Source organism: Enterobacter sp. 725m/11, assembly GCF_011683705.1.
In the GTDB taxonomy this organism is placed as follows: domain Bacteria; phylum Pseudomonadota; class Gammaproteobacteria; order Enterobacterales; family Enterobacteriaceae; genus Enterobacter; species Enterobacter bugandensis.
This window is the reverse complement of the sequence record NZ_JAAQOK010000018.1, coordinates 69,166-83,977: the sequence shown is the minus strand read 5'-3', so window position 1 is coordinate 83,977 and position 14,812 is coordinate 69,166. Positions and strand designations below refer to the sequence as shown.

15 protein-coding genes are annotated in these 14,812 nt (G+C 57.2%); 5 read left to right on the top strand and 10 right to left on the bottom strand.

Going from position 1 to position 14,812, the window contains the following annotated elements; translation table 11 throughout:
* Window positions 1–828: 2,3-bisphosphoglycerate-independent phosphoglycerate mutase (gene gpmI / locus HBA26_RS10165; RefSeq protein WP_166720898.1), on the bottom strand; the 828-nt coding region annotated here is incomplete at its 3' end.
* 246 nt (window positions 829–1,074) lie between these two features.
* Here gpmI and HBA26_RS10160 point away from each other — a divergent pair.
* The 5 genes from HBA26_RS10160 to cysE all read left to right on the top strand — a co-directional run bounded on the left by HBA26_RS10160 (window position 1,075) and on the right by cysE (window position 4,185).
* The gene (locus HBA26_RS10160) at window positions 1,075–1,506 is read left to right on the top strand and encodes a rhodanese-like domain-containing protein (protein WP_014882007.1); all 432 of its coding nucleotides are present in this window, start codon (window positions 1,075–1,077) and stop codon (window positions 1,504–1,506) included.
* 11 nt (window positions 1,507–1,517) lie between these two features.
* On the top strand, window positions 1,518–1,769 hold the full coding sequence (grxC, locus tag HBA26_RS10155) for a glutaredoxin 3 (protein ID WP_028015037.1): 252 nt from the start codon (window positions 1,518–1,520) through the stop codon (window positions 1,767–1,769).
* Window positions 1,770–1,801: 32 nt separating this feature from the next.
* Window positions 1,802–2,269, top strand: a complete 468-nt coding sequence (gene secB / locus HBA26_RS10150) for a protein-export chaperone SecB (protein ID WP_003860835.1) — start codon at window positions 1,802–1,804, stop codon at window positions 2,267–2,269.
* Entirely contained in the window at window positions 2,269–3,288 is a 1,020-nt protein-coding gene (gpsA, locus tag HBA26_RS10145; RefSeq protein WP_045630251.1) for an NAD(P)H-dependent glycerol-3-phosphate dehydrogenase, read from the top strand. Before secB ends, gpsA begins: the two co-directional genes overlap by 1 nt.
* Window positions 3,289–3,363: 75 nt before the next feature.
* On the top strand, window positions 3,364–4,185 hold the full coding sequence (gene cysE, locus HBA26_RS10140) for a serine O-acetyltransferase (protein ID WP_008502718.1): 822 nt from the start codon (window positions 3,364–3,366) through the stop codon (window positions 4,183–4,185).
* Here cysE and trmL read toward each other — a convergent pair.
* The 9 genes from trmL to HBA26_RS10095 all read right to left on the bottom strand — a co-directional run bounded on the left by trmL (window position 4,182) and on the right by HBA26_RS10095 (window position 14,270).
* Complete coding sequence (trmL, locus tag HBA26_RS10135) at window positions 4,182–4,655, bottom strand: tRNA (uridine(34)/cytosine(34)/5-carboxymethylaminomethyluridine(34)-2'-O)-methyltransferase TrmL (RefSeq protein ID WP_028015039.1); 474 nt, start codon at window positions 4,653–4,655, stop codon at window positions 4,182–4,184. The two genes, cysE and trmL, sit on opposite strands and share 4 nt — an antisense overlap.
* Before the next feature lie 45 nt (window positions 4,656–4,700).
* Complete coding sequence (locus HBA26_RS10130; RefSeq protein ID WP_041911649.1) at window positions 4,701–6,041, bottom strand: aromatic acid/H+ symport family MFS transporter; 1,341 nt, start codon at window positions 6,039–6,041, stop codon at window positions 4,701–4,703.
* Between the two features lie 180 nt (window positions 6,042–6,221).
* On the bottom strand, window positions 6,222–7,409 hold the full coding sequence (gene lldD, locus HBA26_RS10125; RefSeq protein ID WP_049137167.1) for an FMN-dependent L-lactate dehydrogenase LldD: 1,188 nt from the start codon (window positions 7,407–7,409) through the stop codon (window positions 6,222–6,224).
* Window positions 7,406–8,179: a transcriptional regulator LldR gene (lldR, locus tag HBA26_RS10120; RefSeq protein WP_028015042.1), complete on the bottom strand. Its 774-nt coding sequence runs from the start codon at window positions 8,177–8,179 to the stop codon at window positions 7,406–7,408. Before lldR ends, lldD begins: the two co-directional genes overlap by 4 nt.
* Window positions 8,176–9,831: an L-lactate permease gene (lldP, locus tag HBA26_RS10115; RefSeq protein ID WP_045630254.1), complete on the bottom strand. Its 1,656-nt coding sequence runs from the start codon at window positions 9,829–9,831 to the stop codon at window positions 8,176–8,178. Before lldP ends, lldR begins: the two co-directional genes overlap by 4 nt.
* Before the next feature lie 273 nt (window positions 9,832–10,104).
* The gene (locus HBA26_RS10110; RefSeq protein ID WP_008502724.1) at window positions 10,105–10,467 is read right to left on the bottom strand and encodes a YibL family ribosome-associated protein; all 363 of its coding nucleotides are present in this window, start codon (window positions 10,465–10,467) and stop codon (window positions 10,105–10,107) included.
* A 57-nt stretch (window positions 10,468–10,524) separates the two neighbouring features.
* On the bottom strand, window positions 10,525–11,115 hold the full coding sequence (mtlR, locus tag HBA26_RS10105; protein ID WP_028015045.1) for a mannitol operon repressor MtlR: 591 nt from the start codon (window positions 11,113–11,115) through the stop codon (window positions 10,525–10,527).
* On the bottom strand, window positions 11,112–12,260 hold the full coding sequence (gene mtlD / locus HBA26_RS10100; RefSeq protein ID WP_166720897.1) for a mannitol-1-phosphate 5-dehydrogenase: 1,149 nt from the start codon (window positions 12,258–12,260) through the stop codon (window positions 11,112–11,114). Before mtlD ends, mtlR begins: the two co-directional genes overlap by 4 nt.
* Before the next feature lie 102 nt (window positions 12,261–12,362).
* On the bottom strand, window positions 12,363–14,270 hold the full coding sequence (locus tag HBA26_RS10095; protein WP_028015047.1) for a PTS mannitol transporter subunit IICBA: 1,908 nt from the start codon (window positions 14,268–14,270) through the stop codon (window positions 12,363–12,365).
* Window positions 14,271–14,812 lie beyond the last annotated feature (542 nt).

Genomic DNA, 14,812 nt, shown 5'->3' with positions numbered 1-14,812 from the left:
TCCGTCGTCGGCAGCGTCAGATGTGTATAAGAGACAGGCGCGGAAGTTCATGAAGATCAGCGCGTCGCCATCTTCCATTGCGGCATCGGCCTGACCTTCAGCGCGGATCACGCTTGCTTTCACGAATTCATCGTTTTCATCACGCGCGTAAGCGGCTTCCAGCGCTTCAACCGCAGTCGGGAACAGGAATTCCCCTTTTGCCAGAGTCATCAGGTCATAGGCCTGTTCAACGCGATCCCAGCGGTTGTCGCGGTCCATAGCGTAGTAACGGCCAATGATGGAGGCCACGCGGCCTTTGCCCAGCGCAGCGAATTTGTCTTCGAAAGCTTTCAGGGACCCTTCTGCGCTGCGCGGTGGCGTGTCGCGACCGTCCAGGAAGGCGTGCAGGTAGATTTTTTCCGCACCGCGTTCAGCGGCCAGTTCAACCATCGCCATGATGTGATCTTCGTGGCTGTGCACGCCGCCTGCGGAGAGCAGACCCATGATGTGCACCGCTTTACCTGCCGCAACGGCTTTATCTACCACACCGCAGAGAACCGGGTTAGCGAAGAAGGTGCGTTCTTTGATTTCGACGTCCAGACGGGTCAGATCCTGATACACGATACGACCCGCGCCGAGGTTAACGTGGCCAACTTCGGAGTTGCCCATCTGGCGATCCGGCAGGCCCACTTCCAGACCGGATGCGTCAATCAGGGTATGCGGACGTTTTGCCCACAGTGCATCCATGACCGGGGTTTTTGCGTTGAAAATAGCGTTATCCTGGCTGTCTTCACGGTAGCCATAGCCATCCAGAATCACCAGTACCATAGGTTTTTTAGAAACCGACATTGCAACAACCTCATGCTCAAGAGTCAAAATTTGCGTAATTTTACTACAGCTGAATCGATCAAATAGCCGCAGAAGATCAAAGAAAACGCGGGGGCAAGATGCTGACCGGACCATTTTGAGGCATTTTTTTAGGTGGCATGCCGCAGAAAATGGATTAGGTTATGGTCGCTGGCTGTATTTGCCAGAACGCACAGGTATACTCCTGTCCTGGTTTTTTTATCACTTAGTCGGGAGTAGTTACCCTCCATGCAAGAAATTATGCAATTCGTTAGCCGCCATCCGGTACTGAGCATCGCGTGGATTGGCCTGCTGGCTGCTGTGCTGTTCACCACATTTAAGAGCCTGACGTCTAAGATTAAGGTTATCACCCGTGGTGAAGCGACGCGTCTGATTAACAAAGAAGATGCCGTCGTTGTCGATCTGCGTCAGCGTGACGATTTCCGTAAAGGTCACATTGCCGGCGCAATCAACCTGTTGCCAGCTGAAATCAAAGCCAACAACGTTGGTGAGCTTGAGAAACACAAAGCCCAGCCCATTATCGTTGTGGATGCGACCGGTATGCAGGCGCAGGAATCTGCCAGCGCGCTTTACAAAGCGGGCTTCGAAAACGTAACGGTACTGAAAGAAGGGATTTCCGGCTGGAGCGGGGAAAATCTTCCTTTGGTTCGCGGTAAATAAGGAGTTCAGTCATGGCCAATATTGAGATCTACACCAAAGCGACGTGCCCGTTCTGCCACCGTGCGAAAGCGCTGCTGAGCAGCAAAGGCGTCACGTTCCAGGAACTGCCGATCGACGGTGACGCGATCAAACGCGAAGAGATGATCCAACGTAGTGGTCGTACGACGGTTCCGCAGATTTTTATTGATGCGCAGCACATTGGCGGCTGTGATGACTTGTATGCGCTCGACGCCCGTGGTGGACTCGATCCGCTGCTGAGCTAAGAGACTTTAGGACAATTAAAAAGGGTATTTCCATGTCAGAACAAAACAACACCGAAATGACTTTCCAGATCCAGCGTATCTACACCAAGGATGTCTCTTTCGAAGCGCCAAATGCGCCGCACGTTTTCCAGAAAGACTGGCAGCCAGAGGTTAAACTTGATCTGGATACCGCATCCACCCAACTGGCGGATGACGTGTATGAAGTCGTACTGCGTGTGACCGTGACCGCCTCTCTGGGCGAAGAAACTGCATTCCTGTGCGAAGTACAGCAGGGCGGTATCTTCTCCATCGGCGGCATCGAAGGCAACCAGATGGCGCATTGCCTGGGTGCATACTGCCCGAACATCCTGTTCCCGTATGCCCGTGAATGCATCACCAGCCTGGTTTCTCGCGGTACATTCCCGCAACTGAACCTTGCGCCAGTGAACTTTGATGCGCTGTTCATGAACTATCTGCAGCAGCAGGCTGGCGAAGGTGCCGAACAACATCAGGATGCCTGATGAGCACTGTTAATGCGTCAATGACTGTGATCGGTGCCGGCTCATACGGCACCGCTCTTGCCATCACGCTGGCAAGAAATGGTCACGACGTGGTCCTGTGGGGCCACGATCCAAAACATATCGCCACGCTGCAGCGCGACCGTTGCAATGTGGCGTTTCTCCCGGACGTTCCGTTCCCTGACACCCTGCACCTGGAAAGCGATCTTGCAACCGCGCTGGCGGCCAGCCGCAACATTTTGATTGTGGTGCCAAGCCATGTCTTCGGCGACGTGCTGAATCAGATCAAGCCGCTGATGCGCCCGGATGCGCGTATCGTCTGGGCGACCAAAGGGCTGGAAGCGGAAACCGGACGTCTGCTGCAGGACGTTGCCCGCGAAGCGCTGGGGGATGAGATCCCGCTGGCGGTCATCTCCGGGCCGACCTTTGCCAAAGAGCTGGCTGCGGGCCTGCCGACGGCGATCTCGCTGGCATCCACCGATCAGGCCTTCTCCGACGATCTCCAGCAATTGCTGCACTGTGGCAAGAGCTTCCGCGTCTACAGCAACCCCGATTTTATCGGCGTGCAGCTGGGCGGCGCGGTGAAGAACGTGATTGCCATCGGGGCCGGGATGTCTGACGGTATTGGCTTTGGCGCCAACGCGCGTACGGCGTTGATTACCCGCGGCTTAACCGAGATGTCCCGTCTGGGCGAAGCGCTGGGTGCCGATCCGGCCACCTTTATGGGGATGGCGGGTCTGGGGGATCTGGTGCTGACCTGTACCGATAACCAGTCTCGTAACCGCCGCTTTGGCATGATGCTCGGACAGGGCAGCGATGTAAAAAGCGCGCAGGAGAAGATTGGACAGGTGGTGGAAGGCTACCGCAATACCAAAGAAGTCCGCGAATTGGCGCACCGGTTTGGTGTCGAAATGCCAATAACCGAGGAAATTTATCAGGTATTGTATTGCGGAAAAAATGCGCGCGAGGCAGCATTGACCCTATTAGGTCGTGCGCGCAAGGACGAGCGCAGCAGCAATTAGCCGGGAAGTATCGTCACCTGAATGACCCAGCCAGCGCAGAACTGGCTGGTCATTAACTATCGTCTGGAGTTAGCAATGCCGTGTGAAGAACTGGATATCGTCTGGAATAATATTAAAGCCGAAGCCCGCGCTTTGGCGGACTGTGAGCCTATGCTGGCCAGTTTCTATCACGCGACGCTACTCAAGCACGAAAACCTCGGCAGCGCCCTGAGCTATATGCTCGCCAACAAGCTGGCTTCCTCCATCATGCCTGCTATCGCCATTCGTGAGGTAGTGGAAGAGGCCTACGCCGCCGACCCGGAAATGATCGCCTCTGCCGCCTGTGATATCCAGGCCGTGCGCACCCGTGACCCGGCGGTCGATAAATACTCCACGCCGCTGCTGTACCTGAAAGGCTTCCACGCGCTGCAGGCGTACCGCATTGGCCACTGGCTGTGGAATGAAGGCCGCCGCGCGCTGGCGATCTTCCTGCAAAACCAGGTTTCCGTGACGTTTCAGGTTGATATTCACCCGGCGGCGAAGATTGGCCGCGGGATCATGCTCGACCACGCCACCGGGATCGTTGTCGGGGAAACGGCGGTGATTGAAGACGACGTGTCGATCCTGCAATCCGTTACCCTGGGCGGTACCGGGAAAACCAGCGGCGATCGCCACCCGAAAATTCGTGAAGGGGTGATGATTGGCGCAGGCGCCAAAATCCTCGGCAATATCGAAGTCGGGCGCGGCGCGAAGATTGGCGCGGGGTCGGTTGTGCTCCAGCCCGTGCCACCGCACACCACCGCCGCTGGCGTACCGGCGCGCATCGTTGGTAAGCCAGACAGCGATAAGCCGTCGATGGATATGGATCAGCACTTCAACGGCATTCACCATACCTTCGAGTATGGTGACGGCATTTAACTTCTGAGAATGGCGCCCGGGTAACCCAGCTGGCGCCAGGCCTCATACACCACCACCGACACCGCGTTCGACAGGTTCATGCTGCGGCTGTCCGGCATCATCGGAATACGGATTTTCTGCTCAGCGGGCAGGGCATCCAGGATCGTGGCCGGCAGGCCGCGGGTTTCCGGGCCAAACATCAGATAGTCACCCTCCTGATAGCTCACGGCGCTGTGCGCTGGCGTGCCTTTGGTGGTCAGGGCGAACATGCGCTGCGGCTTCTCTGCTTCCAGAAACGCGGCGTAATCGTGATGGCGAACCACGGCGGTAAATTCATGGTAATCCAGCCCCGCGCGGCGCAGGCGTTTGTCGTCCCACGTAAAGCCCATCGGCTCAATGATGTGCAGACGAAAACCGGTGTTGGCGCACAGGCGGATGATATTGCCGGTGTTCGGCGGAATTTCTGGTTCGAATAAAACGATGTTAAGCATGCTGCCCCCTTAATTGCGGGGGCAGAATAGCAGAAAAGAGAGGAACTACGCGACGCCGGGTTCCTGCGAGCGGCTATACAGCATTTTGTAGACGGTTGCCGCCGCGGCCAGCAGGGCGGGCACGCTGAGGATCATTAAAATACTGTCTGCCTGCCACTGCATGGAAAGAAGCTGGGCGCTGGTCATGGTTCCCGCCACGCCGCCAAAGCGGCCGATGCCCTGCATCCAGGCGATACCCGTCGCGCGGCACTCGGTAGGGTAAAAGGTGGCGGCCAGGGTTTGCATGCCCGACTGCGCGCCGTTCATCGCGATCCCCATCAGGAAAATCAGCCCGCCAAACAGGGCGATATGGTTATGCTCAAGGCCAAGCAAAAGAATCAGGCCCATCGTCAGCACAAAACCACCTGCGACCACCTTGTGCGCTTCCCAGCGGTCCATCATCCAGCCCGCGAGCAGAATGCCTGCGGTGCCGCCGAAGGTAAACAGCGAGGTGAGCCAGGCGGATTCCGCCAGGGCATAACCCATCCCCTGCATCAGCGTCGGCATCCAGCTAAGCAGGACGTAGTAAATCACCAGCCCCATAAAATAAGTCACCCACAGCATCAGGGTGCCGGGTAGCCAGGGCATGGAAAACAGCTGCCCCACGCTCCCTTTTTTAGACGCGGCTTTCTCTTCCGCCAGGAAAAAGCCCGTAACGCTCTCCAGCGTACTGCGGCTGAACCGGCTGGCAATGCGGCGAACCTGCGCGACGTCTTTCCCACGCTGCACCAGAAACTTCACCGATTCCGGCAGCAGCAGCGCCAGCAGCACGGTCAAAATCAGCGGCGCAATCGCGCCAGTCAGCAGCACGCTTCGCCAGCCGTGGTGGGGAATAAGCCAGGAAGAGATCGCGCCGCCGCCCGCAGCGCCCAGAGGGAAGCCGCAGTACATGGTATTAATCGCCATGGCGCGGCAGCGCTGGGGGGCAAACTCTGAGATCAGCGTGATGGCGTTTGGCATCGCGGCACCGAGCCCGAGACCCGTCAGAAAGCGCCACAGCGTCAGGGTATTCAGACTTTGCGCCCAGGCCGTCCCCAGGCTCGCCAGGCCGAAGAACAGGCACGAGAAGACCAGCACGCGCTTGCGTCCCATCCGGTCCGATACCGGACCTGCAATAAGGGCTCCCAGCGACAGCCCCAGCAGTGCCGCACTCAGCACTGGCCCCAAATCCTGTTTGTGTATTCCCCACTCCGCCGACAGCGTAGGCGCGATGTAGCCCATCGCTGCCGTATCAAAACCATCGATCGCCAGAACCAGAAAGCCCAGCACGATAAGAAGCCAGTGAAACCCTGAAAAAGGACTCTCGTCGATCACCTGCTGAATATCCACCTTACCTGAATAGGTCATACGCTCCCCTCCGATGTGATGTTGTTTTTGTGTTCTTGTATTTGCTTGTCTATACAATTGCGAACGGGAGGGATGTGTCAAATTTTCTTATCCAGAATGTTACGTAGGTGTTATTTTCGACAAAAAAAGCGCCCGAGGGGGGAATCGGACGCATGGGAAAGGTGGGGTAACGGGAGAGGATCAGGCCGCGTCGCCATGTGACAGCGGAGCCAGCGCCGCTGGCAGTTTACTCAACTCCTGCACCAGCGAATCCTTGCTGATTTCACTGATCGACTTCGCGCCGGTCAGGGTCATCGCCACCTTCATCTCTTTCTCGATCAGGTTCAGCAGATTTGCCACGCCCGCCTGGCCGCTGGTGGCCAGCGCGTACAGGTACGCGCGGCCCAGCAGCACGCTGTCAGCGCCCAGGGCAATCATGCGCACCACGTCCAGCCCGTTGCGGATCCCGCTGTCGGCCAGTATCGCGATATCGCCTTTCACCGCATCGGCAATGGCCGGCAGGGCGCGGGCAGAAGAGAGCACGCCGTCGAGTTGGCGTCCGCCGTGGTTAGAGACCACAATCCCGTCTGCACCAAAGCGTACCGCATCGCGGGCATCTTCCGGGTCGAGGATCCCTTTGATCACCATCGGGCCGTCCCAGAACTCACGGATCCACTCCAGGTCTTTCCACGAGATCGACGGATCGAAATTGTTCGCCAGCCAGCCGATGTAATCCTCCAGCCCGGTCGGTTTGCCAAGGTAGGCCGAGATGTTCCCCAGATCGTGCGGTCGGCCGTTCAGACCCACATCCCACGCCCACTGTGGATGCGTTACCGCCTGCCAGTAGCGGCGCAGGGCGGCATTCGGGCCGCTCATGCCGGAGTGCGCATCGCGGTAGCGCGCGCCGGGCGTGGGCATATCGACTGTAAAGACCAGCGTGGAGCAGCCCGCCGCTTTAGCGCGCTCCAGCGCGTTACGCATAAAGCCGCGATCGCGCAGGACGTACAGCTGGAACCACATCGGCCGCTTGATGGTCGGGGCGACCTCTTCAATCGGGCAGACGGACACGGTAGAGAGGGTAAACGGAATGCCTTTGGCATCTGCCGCGGCGGCGGCCTGCACTTCACCCCGGCGGGCGTACATGCCGCATAAGCCAACGGGCGCGAGCGCTACCGGCATGGAAAGCGTTTCGTTGAACAGTTTCGTCTCAAGGCTCAGGTCAGACATATTCTTCAGCACGCGCTGGCGCAGGGCCACTTCTGACAAATCCTCCACGTTGCGGCGCAGGGTGTATTCGGCATACGCCCCACCGTCGATGTAATGGAACAGGAACGGCGGCAAAATGCGCTGCGCCGCGGCGCGATAGTCACTGGCTGCTGAAATAATCATGCTTTGTTCTCCCTGGAAATATCACTGTCGCCAGGCAGACGGGTAATACGCGCCTGTCGGGCCTGGTCTTCATCAAATCGTTTAATTGTGGTGTGCACGAAGCCGAGATGCGCCATCATCGCTTTGCGCGCGGCTTCGGCATCGCCGGCCAGAATGGCGTTGAGCACCGCCTCGTGCTGTTCGGTCAGCTGGGCAAAGACCGGCGGGACCAGATACATGCGCTGGCGGCTCTGCTTCACGGACGATTGCAGCAGGTCGAAGAACCCGCGCATGGTCTGGAGCAGCACCACGTTGTGCGACGCCTCGGCGATTGCCAGATGGAAACGCACGTCCGCCTGGGAGGCGATGTCCGGGTCGCTGCTTAGCGTGGCTTCGAAGCAGGCTTTGAGCTTCTCTTTGTCGGCTTCGGTTGCCCGCATCGCTGCGTGCCATGCGGTACTGGTTTCGATGGCGTGACGCGCTTCAAGAATGTCGAAGCTGTAGTCCGGGTCGTTTTCCAGCAGCGTCTTCAGCGGCTGAACGATGTTTTGCTCGGACCAGTCGTCATGCTGCCAGCGCACAAAGGTGCCGCCGCCGCGACGGCTCACCAGTACGCCTTCGCTGACCAGCGTCGCCAGCGCCTCGCGCAATGAGTTACGCGATACGCCAAGCTGGGCGGCAAGCTGGCGCTCGGCGGGCAATTTCATGCCCGCTTCCAGCTGTTGTTCTTCAATCAGCGCCCGCACGCGAGAGGCAATCTCGTCGGACAGGCGTCTGGGCATGACTATCATGGGATCATCCAGGTTAAGACATAGGCCTGCAGGGTGGTGATCACGCCCACCATGCAGGTGAATATCAGGCTGTGTTTCACGGTAAAGCGGAACAGGTCCGACTCTTTTCCCACCAGTCCCACCGCCGCGCAGGCAATGGCGATGGACTGCGGGGAGATCATTTTGCCGGTCACGCCGCCGGTGGTGTTCGCGGCGACCAGCAGCACGTCCGACACGCCAATCTGCTGCGCAGCCGTCGCCTGCAGGGCGGCAAACAGGGCGTTAGACGAGGTATCTGAACCCGTCAGGAACACCCCCAGCCAGCCGAGGAACGGCGAGAAGAAGGTGAACGCGTGTCCGGTGTGGGCCAGCGCTAACGCCAGCGTCGACGACAGGCCGGAGTAGTTCGAGATAAACGCGAACGCCAGCACCATGCCGATGGAGTAGATCGGCAGCATCAGCTCTTTAATCGTTGCCGCAAAAGTCTGTACCGCGGCGGCAGGCTTCATGCGCAGCCACACCACGGAAAGGAGTGCCGCAAACAGGATGGCCGTACCGGTGGCGGAGAACCAGTCAAACTTAAACACTGCCGCATACGGGGTGGCGTCGTGCACGACCGGCGGCATACGGGCAACCATCTTGTCGAGGAACGGCACGGAGATGTTAATCACCATGTCGTACAGCGCGCCGCCGGGAGCGAACAGCGCTTTAAACGGCGGTATGCTCCACAGCGTCACGGTGGCGGTCAGGAACAGGAACGGCGACCACGCGCGGACGATCTGTCCTGCGGTATAGCCCGTGCGGGCGAGGGTCTGATCCACATGCGACGCGCCCATGTCGGCAAAGCGGAAGATGCGCACCGGCTGCCAGCGTTTCAGGAACAGCGTCAGACAGACCAGCGACACCAGCGAAGAGATGATGTCCGGCAGCTCCGGGCCAAGGAAGTTCGAGCTGAGGTACTGGGCAATCGCGAACGAGCCGCCTGCCACCATCACCGCAGGCCAGGTCTCCTTCACGCCGCGCCAGCCGTCCATAATCGCCATGATCCAGAACAGCACGATAATGGTCAGGAACGGCAGCTGGCGGCCAACCATCTGGCCGATCTCAAAGCTGTCCAGCCCGGTCACCTGTCCGGCCACCAGAATCGGAATCCCCATCGCGCCAAACGCCACCGGTGCGGTGTTCACAATCAGGCACAGGCCAGCGGCGTAGAGCGGGTTAAAGCCCAACCCGACCAGCAGCGCGGCGGTGATCGCCACCGGTGCGCCGAATCCTGCCGCGCCTTCAAGGAACGCCCCGAAGGAGAAGCCGACAATCAGCATCTGCAGACGCTGGTCCGGGGTGATGGAGAGAATCGACGAACGAATGATGTCGAACTGCCCGGTCTTTACCGAGATTTTATAGACAAAGACCGCGGCGATGATGATCCACGCAATCGGCCACAGGCCGTAGAAGAAACCGTAGACGACGGAGGCCAGCGCGCGATCGACCGGCATCTTGTAGAAGAACAGCGCCACCAGCAGGGCGATGGCAACGGTGTACGTCGCGGCGAGGTAGCCCTTCAGCTTGAGCTTAATCAGCGCAAAGAAGAAGAACAGGATCGGTAACGATGCGATCAGGCTCGACAGCCAGATATTGCCGGCCGGGTCGTAGTTTTGTTGCCAGAGGCTCATGCAGGTCTCCTGGGGACCAGACAGCCTGTGCTGCGGGTGAGTCTCCGCTCAACTCTGCGTCACAAGCTGTGTAAAAGTGGTCCTGCCAATATTGTGTTGTAGGGTTAATGACAATGAATGGTTAACCAGATGTTATGGAGTGGCAATGGTTTTGTGAGCGCAAATAATGGAATTGTGAACCGGGGGAGGATTGATTGCGCTATTGGTTGGACCAATTCACGCGAAGGGGGGAAAAGAGTAGGCCGGGTAAGCGCAGCGCCACCCGGCATGAAATCAGAATGCGGTCTTACAAAAACCCGTCATCTCTTTCAGGCCCATTTCGCGGCCAAGCTCAGTCATCGGGTGTACCACCACCAGACCACGGACGCTTTTCTTCAGCTTGCCCATATCGGCCTGCTCTTTTTTGGTGATCGCGCGGCGGTGCGGCATGTTCATCAGCTTCTGCGCTTCTTTGCTCAGCTTCTGGCCTTTCACTTCGCGCAGGCGCTCAATCTCCGCTTCCAGCTTCGCGGTCTCTTTTTCCAGCTCGGCATATTTCTCGGCGGAATCAACCAGAGACAGGCCAGCCATCTGGTGACGGATCAGATCCAGACGGTCGCTCAGGCGTTTAATTTCGTTCTTTTCGACTTCTTTCATGACAATTGACTCTAAATCGGGGGAATTACAGGGAAGGATACACCAATGTGAACGGGCTTACTTCTGAAACGCTTTTTTTAAGCTGATTTTAGAAATCAGCTCAGTCAGGGAGAGGACCATCGTGGAACGGACAACCTGTTGATAGCGCAGCTTTTGCATCGCGTACAGTTCAGGATCGCTGTTATCAAAATGGGGAGCAGGAGGCAGGGCGGTGACGCAGTGCAGCTCGCCGAACGGCCCCAGGATCTCATCGTCGGTAAAGGTGTATTCGTTACCGTCATGATTGAGTTCTTCGCGCAGCGCCATTAACAGCTCTGCATCTTCATACTCTTGTCGGTTCAGCACGCCAAGACCATAAATCAGCTTCAGACGCACGGATAAATCGCCCAGCGGTCCATCTCCGTCCAGTAACGGTTCTACAGCATATTTTACCGCGTAGTCGTCTTTGCGAAACACCTGAAGCACCAGGATATTCACCGCCTCGGTTAACAGCTCGACGGCGGCAATCAGGAAACTTCGTACGGTTTTGCCAGCATTCAGACGCTCAAGCACACGATTTTCAAAGGCCTGGGTTTGTTCCATTATTGCCTGCATATCTGACAATCTGTTATTCGGGCGCAGGCTTACCTGCGCCGGATTCTGCATCATTTGGTTGCGTTGTATGCGTTAACCGCCTCCGCAACCACGTCGCTGCTGGCGTCCAGACCGGAAATCTGCGCCAGCGCAGCCTGCGCGCCTTTGTCATCAATCAGCTGAGCCAGCTCAATCGCCTGCGGGTCCTGCTCGCTGCGGTAGTGCATCGCGGCAGCAATTCCTTTCACCAGGTTGGCGTGCGGCAGACCGTATTCCAGCGTGCCCAGCAGCGGCTTAATCAGGCGGTCGCCCGCGCTCAGCTTACGCAGCGGCTGACGGCCCACGCGCTCAACGTCATCTTTCAGATACGAGTTTTCAAAACGACCGAGGATTTTCTGGATGTATGCTGCGTGTTTATCAGCATCAAAACCGTAGCGTTTGATCAGCACCGCGCCGCTCTCTTCCATTGCCCCTTTCACCACCGCGCGGATCTGCTCATCGAGGATCGCGTCGCGAATGGTCTGATGACCGGCCAACTTTCCGAGGTACGCGGTTATAGCATGCCCGGTGTTCAGCGTGAAGAGTTTGCGTTCGACAAATGCCATCAGGTTATCAGTGAGTTCCATTCCCGGAATGGTCGGCAGCGCGCCCTTGAACTGAGTTTTATCGACGATCCACTCGCTGAAGGTTTCAACAGTGACTTCCAGCGGATCGTTGGTGGCGGATTCGGAAGGCGGAACGATACGGTCTACAGCGGAATCCACAAACCCGACGTGCGCTTCAACCCAGGCTTTATCTTCCTCAGCCACGGCCGCCATAACGTGGCCTTTCAGCTGCGTGGTGCCGCGCACCATGTTTTCACAGGCGATGATGTTCAGCGGTGTTTCAATGCCCTGTGCTTTACGCTTCGTCAGGCCTTTCGCGACCGCAGGAGCAATACGTTCAAGCACCACCGGACCCACGGCGGTGGTCACCAGATCAACGCTGGCGATCAGGTCAATCACGTCGTCGCCGATGCTGCTGACCGCGTTAACGCCAGAGACGGTTTCAACCTGTTCGTTTTCACCCACCACATGAACCTGATAGCTATGACGGGCATTCAGGGCATCCAGAACCACCTGATTCACATCGGCGAATGTCAGGGTAATGCCCGCGTCTGCCAGCAGTTTACCGATAAAGCCACGACCGATATTACCTGCGCCAAAATGTAATGCTTTCATAGTGTTAACCTTCATCAATGTTTTTACCCGAGAGGGCTGGGGTGAGGAACGTTTCCCCCTCACCCTAGCCCTCTCCCCGAAGGGGAGAGGGAAGAGGCGCTGCTATTTGTTGAGCAGGGCCAGAACTTCTTCAACGCTTTCAGTTTGTGCCAGACGCTCGATGACGGACTCATCATCCAGCGCGTTGGTCAGGCTGGTAATCACCTGAATATGCTCGTTGTTGCGAGCGGCGATACCAATCACCAGACGGGCGATGTCGTCCTCTTCTTCACCGAAGCGCACGCCGTCAGGATACTGACAGAACACCACGCCGGTTTTCAGCACGCGGTCTTTCGCTTCAACCGTACCGTGCGGAACCGCGATGGATTCACCCAGGTAGGTTGGCGTCAGTTTTTCACGTTCCAGCATCGCGTCAACGTATTCTGGCTGAACGTAGCCGCCCTTCACCAGTTGTTCACCGGCAAAGCGAATCGCCTCTTCTTTGGTGCTCGCGGTACGGCCGAGGAAGATGTTCTCCGCGCCCAGCTTAAACAGGTGAGCGTTGCTCTCGTCAAAGCTGTCCTGCAGGCTGGTGCGCACCTTCACTTCGTTGTCTTCGTGACGCTGCGCGGCAACCAGACGTTCGGTCAGGCTGGTGTACAGGCCGCTGTCCAGGAAGTTGGTCAGCGAGATGTGCTGTGCCTGCGGTACCTGACGCATAGCGCGCTCGGTCAGATCGCGGTGCGTGATGACCAGGTCAACGTCCGGCGGCAGGTTGTTAATCGCGCTGTTGGTTACGGAGATGTTGGTCAGGCCCGCATCCTGCACTTTCTTACGCAGCACGCCGGCACCCATTGCGCTGGAACCCATACCGGCGTCGCAGGCAACGATGATTTTACGCACGTGGCTCAGGTCGTTAGAAACATCGCCAGCCGCCAGTGGGGTCGCACCTTTGGATTCGGCTTTCATGTCGTGCATACGACGGGTTGCCGCTTCGATATCGTCGTCTTCTTTCACCTTGCTGGTTTTCAGCAGGATAGAAGAGACCACGAAGGAGACCGCCATCGCCGCACAGATCGCCGCGATGTTCGCGAAGTACGCGCCTTTCGGCGTCATCGCCAGCACCGCCAGGATAGAGCCTGGAGAAGCAGGGGAGACCAGACCGCCGCCCAGCACGCTCAGGGTGAACACACCAGTCATACCGCCGAGGATAACGGCCAGGATCAGACGTGGGTTCATCAGCACGTACGGGAAGTAAATTTCGTGGATACCGCCCAGGAAGTGGATGATAGCCGCGCCGCCAGCAGACTGCTTCGCGCTGCCGCGACCAAAGAACATGTACGCCAGCAGAACGCCCATACCCGGACCCGGGTTCGCTTCAATCAGGAAGAAGATGGACTTGCCGAGATCGTGAGACTGCTGAATACCCAGCGGCGAGAAGATACCGTGGTTAATGGCGTTGTTCAGGAACAGGATTTTCGCCGGTTCAACAAAGATAGACGCCAGCGGCAGCATGTCGTGCGCCACCATGAAGTTAACGCCCGCCGCCAGCAGTTTGGACAGCACTTCAACAGCCGGACCAATGCCAAGGAACGCCAGAATCGCGAGGATCATCCCGATGATGCCCGCAGAGAAGTTGTTCACCAGCATTTCGAAGCCGGACTTGATCTTGCCATCAACCCAGACGTCGAATTTCTTAATCGCCCAGCCGCCCAGAGGACCGGCAATCATCGCACCGAGGAACATCGGCATATCCGCGCCGACGATCACGCCCATGGTTGTGATGGCACCCACGACGCCACCACGGTCACCGCCCACCAGACGACCACCGGTATAACCGATGAGCAGCGGCAGGAGATAGGTAATCATTGGGCCAACAAGTTTCGCCAGCGTTTCGTTAGGCAACCACCCTGTCGGAATGAACAATGCGGTGATAATACCCCACGCGATAAACGCGCCGATATTTGGCATCACCATGTTGCTGAGGAAACGACCAAAGCTTTGAACTTTGATCTTGAAATCGGATGACATAAAACACCCCTTCTTCTGTTTACGCTTAGGCTTGCGGCCCGAGGTTTATTGTTAATGAGGCGGCAGAGGTAGCCGGACCCTGTTCTGATGCTGTGAAATCTGGCACTGAATCGTTCAACTGTCCAGATAGCGGAATTCTGTGTGATGCATGTCACGTAAATGTAGGGGGTGTGGCGTTGAATGAAGTGATCTGAGTCACAAAATAGGCGAGTAAAAAAAATACGATGGCGAAAAATAGAGCAAAAACCACCTCTTTATGTGATTGATATCACATTTTGTTTTTGCGGGTTTGTTTCTGGATTGTGACTGGTTTCACAAAATATTTTTATGCGGATTTCTCCGACTGAGATCGGCGTCAGGACGGCCTCGAGTAACACGGAAAGCTAATAAAACAGTTTTCATATGTAGTATGGCGGAAAGTTGAAACCTGAATTACGCTCATTATGTAAGGTTGAGTATATTATTATTCAGGATATATTTTGACACGCTTATAAACTTGCGTGGAGATATTATAAAAACCGATACTCCCCGGCTCTGAAATA